At 63.3% G+C, this 14,156-nt stretch carries 13 protein-coding genes; all 13 read left to right on the forward strand.

From position 1 onward, the window contains the following. The first annotated feature begins 57 nt into the window (after positions 1-57). The 13 genes from ACFHWW_RS00675 (at position 58) to ACFHWW_RS00735 (ending at position 13,991) form a co-directional block, all read left to right on the forward strand. Complete coding sequence (locus tag ACFHWW_RS00675; protein ID WP_379937017.1) at positions 58-1,752, forward strand: M20/M25/M40 family metallo-hydrolase; 1,695 nt, start codon at positions 58-60, stop codon at positions 1,750-1,752. A 259-nt stretch (positions 1,753-2,011) separates the two neighbouring features. Further along, positions 2,012-2,818, forward strand: coding sequence for a glucose 1-dehydrogenase (locus ACFHWW_RS00680; protein ID WP_379937018.1), 807 nt, complete (start codon positions 2,012-2,014; stop codon positions 2,816-2,818). A 181-nt stretch (positions 2,819-2,999) separates the two neighbouring features. Next, positions 3,000-4,247 (forward strand): ABC transporter substrate-binding protein, encoded by a 1,248-nt coding sequence (locus tag ACFHWW_RS00685; RefSeq protein ID WP_275599400.1) that lies wholly within the window; start codon positions 3,000-3,002, stop codon positions 4,245-4,247. 98 nt (positions 4,248-4,345) lie between these two features. After that, the gene (locus ACFHWW_RS00690) at positions 4,346-5,374 is read left to right on the forward strand and encodes a carbohydrate ABC transporter permease (RefSeq protein WP_379937019.1); all 1,029 of its coding nucleotides are present in this window, start codon (positions 4,346-4,348) and stop codon (positions 5,372-5,374) included. Positions 5,375-5,386: 12 nt separating this feature from the next. Further along, positions 5,387-6,268, forward strand: coding sequence for a carbohydrate ABC transporter permease (locus ACFHWW_RS00695; RefSeq protein ID WP_275599398.1), 882 nt, complete (start codon positions 5,387-5,389; stop codon positions 6,266-6,268). A 5-nt stretch (positions 6,269-6,273) separates the two neighbouring features. Next, complete coding sequence (locus tag ACFHWW_RS00700; RefSeq protein ID WP_338281864.1) at positions 6,274-7,338, forward strand: sn-glycerol-3-phosphate ABC transporter ATP-binding protein UgpC; 1,065 nt, start codon at positions 6,274-6,276, stop codon at positions 7,336-7,338. Positions 7,339-7,395: 57 nt separating this feature from the next. Further along, positions 7,396-8,712 (forward strand): histidinol dehydrogenase, encoded by a 1,317-nt coding sequence (gene hisD / locus ACFHWW_RS00705; RefSeq protein WP_379937020.1) that lies wholly within the window; start codon positions 7,396-7,398, stop codon positions 8,710-8,712. 72 nt (positions 8,713-8,784) lie between these two features. After that, complete coding sequence (locus ACFHWW_RS00710; RefSeq protein WP_379937021.1) at positions 8,785-9,549, forward strand: SDR family NAD(P)-dependent oxidoreductase; 765 nt, start codon at positions 8,785-8,787, stop codon at positions 9,547-9,549. Continuing rightward, positions 9,549-10,577 carry a LacI family DNA-binding transcriptional regulator gene (locus ACFHWW_RS00715; RefSeq protein WP_379937022.1) on the forward strand — a complete coding sequence of 343 codons (1,029 nt, stop codon included), beginning with the start codon at positions 9,549-9,551 and terminating at the stop codon, positions 10,575-10,577. Before ACFHWW_RS00710 ends, ACFHWW_RS00715 begins: the two co-directional genes overlap by 1 nt. A gap of 72 nt (positions 10,578-10,649) precedes the next feature. Beyond that, positions 10,650-11,621, forward strand: coding sequence for a cupin domain-containing protein (locus tag ACFHWW_RS00720; protein WP_379937023.1), 972 nt, complete (start codon positions 10,650-10,652; stop codon positions 11,619-11,621). 79 nt (positions 11,622-11,700) lie between these two features. Next, positions 11,701-12,396 carry an RraA family protein gene (locus tag ACFHWW_RS00725; RefSeq protein WP_379937024.1) on the forward strand — a complete coding sequence of 232 codons (696 nt, stop codon included), beginning with the start codon at positions 11,701-11,703 and terminating at the stop codon, positions 12,394-12,396. A gap of 12 nt (positions 12,397-12,408) precedes the next feature. Beyond that, the gene (locus tag ACFHWW_RS00730; RefSeq protein WP_379937025.1) at positions 12,409-12,600 is read left to right on the forward strand and encodes a hypothetical protein; all 192 of its coding nucleotides are present in this window, start codon (positions 12,409-12,411) and stop codon (positions 12,598-12,600) included. Then, on the forward strand, positions 12,597-13,991 hold the full coding sequence (locus ACFHWW_RS00735; protein ID WP_379937026.1) for an amidase: 1,395 nt from the start codon (positions 12,597-12,599) through the stop codon (positions 13,989-13,991). Before ACFHWW_RS00730 ends, ACFHWW_RS00735 begins: the two co-directional genes overlap by 4 nt. Positions 13,992-14,156 lie beyond the last annotated feature (165 nt).

The raw sequence follows: 14,156 nt of genomic DNA on the forward strand, positions 1-14,156 counted from the left end.
GACCGAACGCGTGGGTTCTTTCGAAAGCACCTGTCGAACTGAAGACGGAGAATTGCGATGACGAGTGCACAAGAAGAGACTGTCTCTCGGGCTGGAAGCCGGATCGACAGCAAGCGCGTCCGGCAATTCGCTCTGCGCATGACGTCCTGGCCGAGCGAAACCGGCACGCCGGGTGAAGCATCCTTCGCGGATCGCCTCCATGGTCTTCTTGGCGAACTCCCCTATTTTCGGGCGCATCCGCAGGACCTGCGCCTCGTCGCAAGTCACGGCGAACCGCTGACCCGCAATGTCGTTGCGCTCGTTCGCGGCACGGGTAAGCGAACGCTGGTCATGGCCGGCCACTTCGACACGGTTTCGACCGACAACTATCACGAGCTCAAGGCCCTCGCATGCGACAGCCTGGCGCTCAAGGATGCACTCATCGAAAGCCTGTCGGCGCGCACCGACCGATCCGAACAGGAAGAGCGGGCCTTGCAGGATCTGGCGAGTGGCGACTTCCTCCCCGGCCGCGGTCTGCTCGACATGAAGAGCGGACTCGCCGTGGCCATCGCCTGTCTCGAACAATTCGCGGCCGACACGGACCGACAGGGCAATCTCATGCTGGTCGCCACCCCCGACGAGGAACGCGAAAGCCGGGGAATGCGATCGCTCCGGGACGCGTTGCCCGATCTGGTCAGGGATTTCGACATCGAAATCGCCGGGGGCATCAACCTCGACGTGACCTCGGATCAGGGCGACGGCAGCGAAGGACGGGCCGTTTACGCCGGCACGATCGGCAAGCTTCTACCCTTTGCCCTGGTGATCGGCTGCAGTTCTCATGCGAGCTATCCGTTCGAAGGGGTGAGCGCACAGGCCATCGCGGCTGGGATCCTGGCACGCCTGGAAGGGAACGCCTCTCTGGCGGATCGAGACGACAACGACATCTCGCCGCCGCCGATCTGCCTCGAGGCGAAGGATCTGCGCGACGGTTACGAAGTGACGACGCCGGAGCGTTTCTGGATAGCTTTCAACTGGCTCTACCATTCGATGACGGCGGACGCACTCTTTGCGCGCTTCCGAGAGGAAGTGCTGACCGGGGCGAACGAGGCCGTCGAGAAGTTTGCGGCACAGTCGGCGGAATACGGCAAGCTCGTCGGCGGAAGTGCGGGCGCCATACCGGCGAGGCCGCGCCTCCTGTCGTTCAAGGAATTGCGGACGGCGGCAGCACGCGTCTTCGGAGACGGCTTTGAAGCCTTCTATGCCGAGAAGGAACGAGAATTCTCTCAGAGCGACAATCCGCTCGTCGCTACGCGGCAACTGACGGAGTGGCTGGTCGGTCTCGCGCGCCTTTCCGGCCCCGCCATCGTCATCGGCTTCTCCGGCCTGCAGTATCCGCCCAACCATCTGCGCCTGACCGAAGGGAACGACCGCTCCCTTCATCAGGCGATCGAGAAAGCCCGTGCCGGTCTTGGCAACGATCCCGCGCGAAGCCTCGTCTGGAAGCCGCATTTCTACGGAATCTCGGACATGAGTTTCCTCGGGCTTGCCGCAAGCGGCAGCCAGGTCGTTTCGGACAACACCCCGATCGCGCGCCTGGTCGATCGGCCACCCGAGAACGCGCTGCGGTTCCCGACAGTCAATCTCGGGCCTTGGGGACGAGAGTTCCACCAGAAGTTCGAGCGCGTCCATGAACCCTATGCCTTCGGGGTTCTCCCGGATATCGTCTCCGAAATCGCCAGGACCTTTCTCGGCGACCCCGCTCACCGAAACTGACGCTGCACGCAGGTCGGCAGGAAATCGTCAGCCAACCCTCGCGAGGATTCCCGCCGCGCGACAGCAAGCCTTTGGGAATATTCTGCTTTCTCGCGCGGATCTCCACCGGCCCCTGGGGCCGACCCGAGGACTTTGCCGGCCCGCCGGTCAGGAACTGTACCGCGGCCCTGTTTGCTCCTATGTTCCGGGTGGCAGCGGAGCCAAAGCTGCGCCATGCCCCCGTGCCGACAGTGGTACGCCCGCCCAAGGAGCCCGATACATGATAGATGGTGCCTCAAACGCCGCGCCGCGGATAAACGGCCTTCCCGCGCTTTTCGATCTGAGCGGCCGGACTGCCCTTATTACCGGATCGAGCGGCGGGCTCGGCCTCACCATGGCGCGCGCTCTTTGCGAGGCGGGGGCGTCAGTCATCCTCAACGGTCGCGACGAGGCGCGCCTTGCCGGTGCACGGGCGGAACTCGAAGAGCACGGCTTCACCGTGGGAGCCTCGGCTTTCGACGTCACCAAGTCGGCCGAGATCGGCCAAGCGGTGGCCGATATTCTCGTCGAGCGAGGCCGTATCGACATTCTGGTCAACAATGCCGGAATACAGCACCGCACGCCGCTTCACGAATTCCCGGAAGACGCCTTCAGGCGCGTCATCGAAACCAATTTGACGAGTGCCTTTCTCGTCGGCCAGGCGGTCGTTCAGGGGATGATCGAACGCCGCGAGGGGACGATAATCAATATCTGTTCGGTGCAGAGCGAACTCGCGCGTCCCTCGATCGCGCCCTATGCTGCTTCTAAAGGCGGGCTGAAAATGCTGACCAAGGGCATGGCGCTCGACTGGGGCCGCTACGGCATCCGCGTCAACGGGCTTGCGCCGGGCTACTTCAAGACGGAACTGAACAGTGCGCTGGTTTCGGACGAGAAGTTCTCGACATGGCTCGAGCAGAGAACGCCGCTTGGCCGCTGGGGCGATACCGGCGAGCTGGCAGGGGCCGCCGTATTCCTGGCATCGGCCGCATCGAGCTTCGTCACCGGTCACATCCTCTACGTCGACGGTGGCATCACCAGCTGCCTTTGAAACGGGCGTTTTTGCAGCGAGCAGCGTGCTTCCAGCCATATCCCACAGCATTTTTGCATACGCCTGCAAAATAGCTTGCATACGTATGCAGAATACATATGATGCACTAAACGACGCCGAGGATGTTGGGAGCAGACGCGGCGCCTGGAACGAAAACGCCGTCAAGAAAGAAGGTGGGAACATGAGAAAACCGGCATTATTCGCGTCAACCGCTGCCATCATTCTGGCAGGTCTTGGCACAGTTCAGCCTGCCAGGGCGGAATGCGGCATAGAAAAAGGCACGGTGCGCATTCTTTCGAACGACTTCGAGGCGCTGCGTCTTGTCGCGTCGGAGGCCGAGAAATGCGCCTCTGCGACCGTCAAGGTCAGCAAGAACCAGACGAGCGAGCACAAGAACCTGCAGGTGCCCGCGCTAACGACGAATCCGGCGCAATACACCGTCGCCGTCATCGCCAACAACTCGATCGTTCCACTGTTGAATGAGGGTCTTCTGCGCCCGCTGGACGACCTAGTCGCCAAATACGGCCAGGATCTCCAGCCGACCCAGCTTATCAAGCTCGACGGCAAGATCATGGCGGTCGCCTTCATGGGCAACTCCCAGCACCTCTTCTTCCGCAAGGACATTCTGGAAAAGGCGGGGCTTCAACAGCCGAAGTCCTACGAGGATATTCTCGCGGCGGCCAAGGCGATCAAGGATAAGGGTCTCATGGACTATCCGCTCGCCGCCTCCAACAAGGCCGGCTGGGACCTCGCCGCCGAATTCGTCAACATGTATCTCGGTTACGGCGGGGAGCTCTTCGAAGCGGGTTCGGCAGCCCCGACCATCAACAACGAAAAGGGCCTCGCCACGCTGAAGACCATGAAGGCGATGACCGAGTACATGAACCCCGACTTCATGACCTACAATGCCGACGAGATCGTCAAGGGCTATGCGGCCGGAAAGACGGCGATCATCAACGGTTGGGGGTCGCTTGCCGGCGGCGTGATCGACCCGGCAAAGACCCCGGCGGAGATTGCCGACAACACGGTTCTCGCCGCCGCGCCTACCGTTGGAGGCGGCTCGACCCCTGCGGCGGCGCTCTGGTGGGACGGCTTCTCCATCGCCAAGAACATCTCCGACGAGGATGCAGAAGCATCCTTCCGTGCCATGGTCTACGGCGTCCGACCGGAGGTCGGTCAGAAGCATCCGGCTCTTGCGACCTGGTTGACTAAGGGATACGAGCCCGGTCCAAATGCGGTCGGCGTGCTTGCAACGGCAAATGGCGGCGCGAAGCCCTATCCGATGCTGCCCTATATGGGCCTGCTGCACTCCGCTCTCGGTTCCGAACTGGCAGAGTTCATGCAGGGACGCGAAAGCGCCGAGGAGGCGCTGAAGGATGTAGAGGCATCCTACAGCGCGGCCGCCAGAGAGGGCGGATTCCTCAAATAACGCACACGGAGCGCCGCTTCGCGCGCGCTCCGTGGCCAGTCGGAATTCCCGCCTCGTGGGACGAGATGCAACATGCAAAATGAGCAAGGAGAGGGCGCATGCCTCACAAGGCTTTCTTTGCCTTCATCATGCCGTCGCTGCTGGCGATGCTGCTCTTCATCGCCTTGCCGATCGTCTCGGTCGCGGTGCAGTCGCTCTACGTCCAGCACGAGCGGATCGTGACCGAAGTCGAGACCTGCGCTCCCTTCGCCGGCTGCACCACGGAAACGCGCGTGGACGCCGAGGCGACCGAAAAGCTGCGCCATGCCGAGCCGCTCGGCCGCTTCAACGGCTTCGGCACCTATCTCGACCGCAATCACCTGGCCACCGCCGAAATCGGCGCGATCCTGTCGGACAATGCGGGCTTCGCCGATATCGCTTCGCGCATCTACAACCTGCCTTTCTACAGGGCACTCGCCTTCACCCTGACCTACACCTTCGTGGTCACGCCGCTGGCCATGCTGCTCGGCTTCTGCATCGCGCTCGGGGTGAACGCCATTCCGCCGTTCTACAAGGGGCCGGTCATCTTCTTCTCGCTGCTACCCATGATCGTGACTCCGCTCGTCGGCGCGCTGATCCTTTACTGGATGTCGTCGCCGCAGGGCATCCTCGGCGCGACGCTGCAATCGTTGCTGAACGATCCGACATTGTCTCTGAAATCCTCGGCGGTCCTGACCTGGGCCACCCTTCTCGTCTACGGCATCTGGCACAATGCACCGTTCTCTTTCGTCGTCTTCTATGCCGGCCTGCAAACCGTGCCGCACGATACGCTCGAATCCGCGATGATCGACGGCGCCAACCGGTGGGAGCGCATCCGTTTCGTCGTCATTCCACATCTGATGCCGCTCGCCACCTTCGTCGCGCTGGTGCAGCTAATGGACAATTTCCGCGTCTTCGAACCGATCGTCGGCTTCAGCGCCGAGGCAAATGCGACCTCGCTCTCGTGGTCGATCTTCAACGACCTGCGCGGCCAAGTCGATCAGCTCTTCGGCTCGGCCGCGGCCACCTCGATGCTGACCATAATCGGCGTCGTGATCCTGCTATCGCCGGTGCTCGTGCGCACCCGGCGCGAATTCAACCGTCGATGAGGTGCAGCAGCGATGATTGTCAAAAAACGCAGAAGGCCCCTGCCGCTGACGGTCCTTTCCACCACCTTCGTGCTGCTCTGGGTGTTGATGGCGGCTTTTCCCTTCATCTGGACGGTCTGGGGATCGTTCAAGGTCGAGCAGGATTTTTTCTCGCGCGACAGCTGGTGGTTTGCCATCGAGGGCACACGCACAATCGCCCAGACCGGTTCCGCCTTTACCGGCGACGGCTATTACGGCGCCTGGGTGCTGCGCGACTTCTTCTCCTCGGTCCTCAATACGATCATCGTCACGGTGTCCGTTGTCGTCATCTCGCTTACCTTCGGCACGCTCGGCGGCTACGCGCTGGCGCGCTCCGGCTACCGTTATACCTTCTGGCTGCTGATGCTGGCCCTGGTGTTCCGCGCCATGCCGCACATCACGCTGGTCTCTGGCTATCTGCTGCCCTTTTTCGAAATGAACATCTGGGGCCATCTGCCAACCGCCATCATCGTGCTGGTGGCGATCAACCAGCCTTTCACCCTCTGGATGCTGCATTCGTTTTTCCTGTCGATCCCCAAGGATCTCGACGAAAGCGCGATGGTCGACGGTTGCTCACGGTTTCAGGCTTTCCGCATGGTGGTGATCCCCGTCATGTGGCCAGGCGTGATCACAACGGGCCTGTTCTCCTTCCTGCTTGCCTATAACGATTTCGCCGTCACCGCGATGCTCCTGTCGCAGCCCAACCAGACGATGGTGCCGAAAATCGCGAGCTTCCTCGGGACGATACAGCAGGAGGGCAACGTCATGTTCGCTGTCGCAGCCGTCGTTTCCGCGACCGCACCGCTCTTCGTGCTGGTCATGTTCTTCCAACGTCAGATCGTCAGCGGGCTTACCGCGGGCGCAGTCAAGGGATAATCGCAATGGCTGAAATCCGCCTGAAGAACGTGTCGAAGCGTTGGCACAATTTCGTCGGTGTTAACAATTTCGATCTCGACATCGCCGACCGGGAGTTCCTGGTGCTGCTCGGGCCGTCCGGCTGCGGAAAGACGACGACGATGCGCATGATCGCCGGGCTCGACGACATCAGCGAAGGCGAGATCTGGCTCGGCGACCGCATAGTCAACAATCTGGAGCCAAAGGATCGGGACATCTCGATGGTTTTCCAGAGCTATGGCCTCTATCCCAACATGACCGTCTACGAGAACATTCGTTTTCCGTTACGCGTACGCAAGGTCCCGAAGGAACTGCACCACGAGAAGGTCATGCAGGCCGCCCGCATGGTCGAGTTGGTGGATTTCCTGGAGCGCCGGCCTGCAGCCCTCTCCGGAGGTCAGCGGCAGCGCGTCGCGCTCGGGCGCGCCATCGTGCGCCAGCCGGCAGCCTTCCTGATGGACGAACCGCTCTCGAATCTTGATGCAAAGCTTCGCGTCTCGACGCGTGCTCAGATCAAGAACCTGCAGCACACGCTGAAAGTCACGACGATCTACGTCACTCATGACCAGATCGAGGCGATGACGCTTGCCGATCGGGTGGTAGTGATGAACAAGGGCGTCATCCAGCAGGTGGGCACTCCGACGGATATCTATGACAATCCCGCCAATACGTTCGTTGCGTCCTTCATAGGCTCGCCGGCGATGAACCTTGTCTCCGGCGACATCGACAACGGCACTTTCCGAGGGCCGGGCATCACCGTCGGCGGTCTGCAGACGAATGTGAGGGGCCCGGTGACGCTCGGCTTCCGCGCCGAGGACGCTTCGCTCGTTTCCGAGGGCGGCGAGTTCGGCGCCGAGGTCTATTCGATGGAGCTTCTCGGCGAAGCCACCATGGCAAGCTTCCGAATCGGCGACCAGCTCGTCTCCATCAAATCCGGCAAGGAATACCGCGCCGAGATCGGCGATGTCGTGCATGCGGCGATTCCCGCCTCGATCTGCCACCTGTTCGATACCGATACGGGTGTGCGGATCGCGCGGACACCCGGAAACTGAAACATACGATCGGCATGCGGTTTCGCATGGCCGGAATGTCCCAAGGGAAGGAACAACATGACGGTGACCTACCTCAAGCGCGGCAAGCCCGAGGCCCAGCGATCGGAGGAAGACGCGAAGGTTCGCGCGATCGTCGAAGCGACACTGAAGGACATCGCGACGCGAGGCGATCAAGCGGTTCGGGAACTTTCGGAGAAGTTCGACGGATTTTCGCCGCCGTCCTTCCGGCTGAGCCACTCCGAGATCGAGGCCGCGATGTCCAAGGTCTCTGCCCGCGACATGGCTGATATCGATTTCGCCCAGAAACAGATCCGCCGCTTCGCCGAAGCCCAGCGTGCTTCGATGAAGGACATCGAGGTCGAGACGATCCCGGGCGTGATCCTGGGGCATCGCAACATTCCCGTGCAGTCGGTCGGTTGCTACGTGCCCGGCGGCAAGTTCCCGATGGTCGCCTCCGCCCATATGTCGGTGCTGACGGCTGCGGTCGCGGGCGTGCCACGCATAGTTGCCTCCGCACCCCCGCAGAAGGGTGAGCCGCACCCGGCGATCGTGGCGGCGATGCACAAGGCCGGTGCCCACGAGATCTACGTGCTAGGAGGCATGCAGGCGGTGGGCGCGATGGCACTCGGCACCGAGACGATCGACCCGGTCGACATGCTGGTCGGCCCTGGCAATGCCTTCGTCGCCGAAGCCAAGCGGCAGTTGTACGGGCGCGTCGGCATCGATCTCTTCGCCGGCCCGACCGAGACAATGGTAATCGCCGACGAGACGGTCGACGCCGAGCTGTGCGCAACCGACCTGCTTGGCCAGGCCGAACACGGCTACAATTCGCCTGCGGTGCTCGTTACCAACTCGCACGATCTCGCCCACCGGACCATTGTGGAGATCGATCGCATCCTTGCGATCCTGCCGACGGCGGAAACCGCAGGTGCCTCCTGGCGCGATTACGGCGAGGTCATACTGTGCGATACCTATGAGGAAATGCTCGATGTCGCCAACGACCTCGCCTCCGAGCATGTGCAGGTCATGACTGATCGTGACGATTGGTTCCTGGAGAACATGCACTCCTACGGTGCGCTCTTCCTTGGACCCCGAACCAATGTCGCCAATGGCGACAAGGTAATCGGCACCAATCACACTCTGCCGACCAGGAAGGCCGGCCGTTATACGGGCGGCCTCTGGGTCGGCAAATTCCTGAAGACGCATTCCTACCAACGGGTACTGACGGACGAAGCCGCAGCGGAGATCGGCGCCTATTGCTCGCGCCTGTGCCTTCTGGAAGGCTTCGTCGGCCATGCCGAACAGGCAAATGTCCGGGTTCGCCGCTATGGCGGGCGCAGCATCGGTTACGGGGAGGGCGCGGCGCTTGAATAGATCGCTTCACACAACCCACGGCGTGGGCCCGCGCGTGCCCGCCCCGGCGATGCAGCAAGGGAGGCTTCTGCATTGATCCTGCCCCGCACGCCTTCCTTCCGCCTGGACGACAAACGTGCCCTGATCGCTGGAGCTTCGTCGGGCATCGGCTTCGGTTGCGCTGTCGCGCTCGCGGAGGCGGGCGCCCATGTGGTACTATCGGCGCGCTCGCTGGAGAGGCTTGCCGAAGCGGTGGAGGCGATCCGCGCCGAGGGGTTCTCGGCCGAAACCCTGGTGCTCGATGTCGCCAATGTCGAGGCGACCGAGGCTGCAATCGCGCGCCACGGACCGTTCCATGTTCTGGTCAACAGTGCGGGCACCGCCCGCCATGGCCCGGCGGAGGATACGGCTCCGGCGGACTTCGACGCGGTCTTCGCGCTCAATGTGCGCGGCGCCTATTTCCTCACGCGGGCTGTCGCCAAGGGGTTGATTGCCGCCGGCGAGCCGGGCTCGCTCATCAACATTTCCTCGCAGATGGCCCATGTCGGCGGCATCGACAGGGCCGTCTACAGCGCCACGAAACACGCCGTCGAGGGCTTCACCAAATCAATGGCGATCGAGTGGGGCCCGAAGGGCATTCGGGTCAATACGATCTGCCCGACATTCATTCGCACGCCGCTGACGGAGCAGACCTTTTCCCGACCCGAGCGGGTCCAGTGGATAAAGGAGAAAATCAAGCTCGGGCGCCTCGGGCGCGTGGAAGACATTATGGCTGCCGTCACCTATCTTGCGAGCGATGCCTCGGCGATGGTGACGGGGACCGCGCTGATGGTTGATGGGGGGTGGACAGCGGACTGATGGCAAACGAGAAGGTCACCTCGAACGATGTTGCCCGCCTGGCGGGGGTAAGCCAATCGGCCGTGTCGCGCTACTTCACGCCGGGGACGTCCGTTTCGAAAAAGACGGCGGAGAAGATCAGGGCGGCTGCCGAAGAGCTCCGCTACCGGCCGAACGTGCTCGCCCGATCGCTGATCACGGGCCGCAGCCGCATCATCGGCCTCGTCGTCGCCTATCTGGAAAATTACTTCTACCCGGAGGTAGTCGAGCGTCTGTCGAAGGCGTTGCAGGACCAGGGCTATCATGTGCTGGTCTTCATCTCCTCGATCGCGTCTGAGAACGTCGACCAGATTACCCAGGAAATCCTCGATTATCAGGTGGACGGCATCGTGCTCGCCTCGGCGAACATGTCCTCTGAGCTGGCAGCGCGCTGCCACGCCTCCGGCGTGCCGATCGTGCTGTTCAACCGCCTGCAGGACGACCAGCGGCTCTCGGCCGTCACTTCGGACAACCGCGGCGGGGGCCGCCAGCTGGCGGAATTGCTCGTTTCACTTGGCCACAGACGCTGCGGCTACATCGCAGGCTTCGAGGGCGCCTCGACGCAGCGCGACCGCGAACAGGGATTTCGCGAAGGGCTGGAGGCGGCGGGGCTCGCGCTCTTTGCACGCGAGGTCGGCAACTTCCGCTATGAAGAGGCGCAGTCGGCGGCCCGACGCATGTTTGCAGGACCGGAGCGGCCCGAAGCCGTCTTCGTCTGCAACGATCATATGGCCTTCGCCGTAATGGACGTGCTGCGCTTCGAACTGGGACTGCGCGTTCCCGACGATGTCTCCGTCGTCGGCTTCGACGATGTGCCGCCGGCGCGCTGGCCCGCCTACGACCTGACGACGATCCGCCAGAACGTCGACCACATGGTCGCCGAGACGGTGGCCACGCTCATGCAGAACATCAAAGAGGGGGAGGGGGCCGCGCGCCGCATCGCCCTTGATGGCGCCCTGGTCCTGCGCGGCTCGACCCGCGCAAAAGCGCAGACAGGAGAGACACGCTAGCCACATCGCCCGGCTCTGGAGGGCGAAGCCATGACCGCAATCTATTTTGCATACGTATGAAAGGCATTACAAATGCACATCTCCCAGACGGAAATGGAAAAGCGCATCGTTCGCTATGGCGAATTGAAACCATGCCGAACCGCCTTCATCGACGCTCATACGCCGGGCTCGAACCAGAAGGAAAACTTCACCATAATCGGGGGCGGCGTCTCGGAAAGCGCTGACCAGCACGTCCATATCAAGGACACGCCCGGCTTCAACATCGGGGCTGCCGGCCAGCCGCCGAAGTGCCGCAATTCGCTGCATTCGCACCGCACGGCCGAAGTCTTCTTCGTGCTCAAGGGTCGCTGGCGCTTCTTTTGGGGGCGCTGGGGCAAGGCCGGCGAGGTCGTGCTCGAAGAGGGCGACATCTTCAACATTCCGACCGGCATCTTCCGCGGCTTCGAGAACATCGGTACGGACTACGGGATGATAATGGCCATACTCGGCGGCGACGACGCCGGCGGCGGCGTGATCTGGGCGCCGCAGGTGATCGAGGATGCCAAGGATCACGGTTTGGTTCTCGGCGAAAACGGCAAGCTCTACGATACCAAGAAGGGTCAGTCGCTGCCCGATGGCATCAAGCCGATGCCGCTTCTGACGGAGGAAGAGCTGAGGGCCTTCCCGGAAACGCCGGTTCAGGACGTGGTACGCGACTATGTCGCCCGTTACTGGGATCTGATGGCGCTGGCGCAGAAGGCGCCGGCAAAGGTGATCGGCGAGAAGGCGCTGTTGCGCGACAAGCCGGGCTTCGAGGTCGAACTGCTCACGCGCGGCTCGATTCCGGAAGAGGCCTATGTGAACGAACGTCACGAGGTGCTGATGGTCATGGGCGGCCATTGGAAGCTCGCCTGGGACGGCGGCCAATCCGTGCTGGCGCCGGGCGACACCTGCGCCGTTCCGCCGGGCCTCAAGCGCAGCCTCGCGCCCGCAATGACCGGCGAGGCGAGCCTCTACCGCGTCGTCTCGACCGGCGACCAGGCCGGCCAGACCTGGCGCGGCTGATCTCCAGTGAAGGGCGGCGGGCCGCCCTTCATTACCCCTGAGGTTGCGGCTCGAGGCCCAGATTACCGGAGGAAAAGACTTGGACGACGAACTCCTGTCCCTGCTGCGCATGGTCGACACGCCCACCGTCTGCAACGCGGTCGAGGTGGCGCAGGGCAAGCGCGGCTTTGACGCTTTTACCCGCGGCACGGTCGTCAGTTCGGCTCCGGCGTCCCCGCCGGTCGTCGGATATGCGCGCACAGCGAAGATAGCCGCCGCCGCGCCTCCGAGCGAGGACCCGGCCATTATAAGGGCGCGGCGCATGGACTACTACCGCCACATGGCGAGCGGCGGTCCGCCTTCAGTCGCCGTCGTCGAGGATACGGATTTTCCCCATTGCGTCGGTGCCTTCTGGGGCGAGATCAACGCGACCGTCCACCGAGGGCTCGGCCTTTCCGGCGTGCTGACCAATGGCGTCATGCGCGATCTTGGAGACGTGCCCGAGGACTTCCCGATGATCGCCGGCTCGATCGGACCCAGCCATGCCTTCGTGCATGTGGAGGCGATCGGCGTCCCGGTCACCGTCTTCGGCCTGACGGTTGCGCCGGGCGATCTCGTTCACGCGGACCGCCACGGCGCAGTCGTGGTGCCGCAGGACGTCCTTCCCGTGCTTGCGGCCTCGATCGCGAAGCTCCGCGCCACTGAGCGGCTGATCCTGGAGCCCGCTCGACAGGAAGGCTTCAATCTCGCAAAATTCGAGGAAGCCTGGGCGCGGTTCGAGGCTGCCCGGACCTGACTGGAGCACGCCATGGCACATTCCGAATCCACGCGGCCGACCCTGTCCATCATCCGGAAGCGGGCCCGCGTCCTCGGCATCTCGATTGCAGCCGAGCGGGAGGCACCCGTTCTGGCCGGTGCGGTGCATCTTCATGGTGCGGCGCAACGCCTGGACCACATCGCAGGCGATGACGAAGCGCCGCCGGAGGCTGACGGCCGATGACGGAGAACCCAGCCGACCTCCCGATCCCGGAGGCTGCCGCGCGGCTTCGTGACGGAAGCTTGACCTCCGTGGCGCTGACCGAAGCGCATCTCGACCGAATTGTGGAGCGGGACGGCGCCTATCATGCATTCCTGCATGTGGCTGCGGAAAGCGCGCTCGCCGCGGCGGCGCGGGCCGACGAGGCCTTCGAGCGCGGCGAGGATCGGGGTGCGCTGCACGGCATCCCTGTTGCCGTCAAGGATCTCTTCGACACGGCGGATATGCCGACGACTTATGGCTCGGATCTATATGTCCGGCAAATCCCGGCCGAGGATGCGGAGGTGGTCCGTCGACTGAGGCTGGGCGGTGCCGTCCTGATCGGCAAACTGGAAACCTACGAATTCGCGATGGTCGGCCCGGTCTTCGACCGGTCCTTTCCACCGGCCGCCAACCCCTGGGACGTGCGGCGCTTTACCGGCGGCTCGTCATCCGGTTCGGCAGCGGCGGTCGCCGGCGGCCTGCTGCGCACGTCCGTCGCCTCCGATACGGGAGGTTCGGTGCGCAGCCCTGCCGCCTATTGCGGCGCTGTCGGCTTCAAGCCGACTTGTGGCCGCATACCCATGCGCGGTGTCTTTCCGCTTTCGCCGAGCATGGACCACGTTGGTTTCGTCAGCGCCTCGGTGGCCGAAGCGGCGATCACCTTCGACGCTGTCGCGGACCCTCCAGGTAGGGACGGTAATCCTGCCGCCGCGTGCCTGGGCAGGCCCTTGACGGGATTGCGCATCGGCTATGCTCGCGAATGGTTTGCCGGTGATCCGGAGACCCTACCGGCGCTTCTCGAGGCCGTCGACGGAGCCGCATCGCTCTTGTCGCTACTCGGCGCGAGGATCGAGGAGGTGACACTGCCAGCCGCGGCAGATTTCGAGGCCGTCGGCGCCGTCATCATCCATGCCGAGGCCTTCGAGGCGCACCGGCGGCAGCTTGCCGAGGCCGGCGACCGCTACAGCCGCAAGGTCTTCCAGAACATCGTGTCGGGCCTCTGCTTGACGCCGGAGGATATTTCCCGGGCTCGTCAGGCTGCCGCGCGCCTGCGCAATCGGATCGACCGCACGGCGTTCGCGGACTTCGATGCGATCCTGACGGCAACGACGCTGACGCCGGCGATACCCTTTGCCGATTTTACCGGGGATGCGGCGCGGTGGACACCCATGCGCACGATCGCCTTCAATGTCACGGGCCACCCCGCCCTCTCGGTCCCTTGTGGCTTTGCCGGCGGCCTCCCGCTCGGGCTTCAGCTTGCCGCCCGGGCAGGGGGCGAGGCGACCCTTTGCCAGATCGGCCATGCCTATGAAGAGGCGAGCGACTTCGCCGCGTCCAAGCCGCCGCGACTGTGGTCCAATTCCGGAGTTTAGAGCACTTCTTCGCTCCGAAATGACGCCTGCCGGCACGAAGGTTAGCGGGCAGCCAGCGACGCCGCGTTCGTCCAGGCACTGATGCGTGGCGAGCTTGCGTCACACAGGAAGAGGCATCCGGGAGGTTCGAAAATGTCCAAGCACAAAGTCTATTGCATACGTATT

It is taken from the genome of Sinorhizobium sp. P24N7, from assembly GCF_042436655.1.
Taxonomy (GTDB): Bacteria; Pseudomonadota; Alphaproteobacteria; order Rhizobiales; family Rhizobiaceae; genus Sinorhizobium; species Sinorhizobium meliloti_A.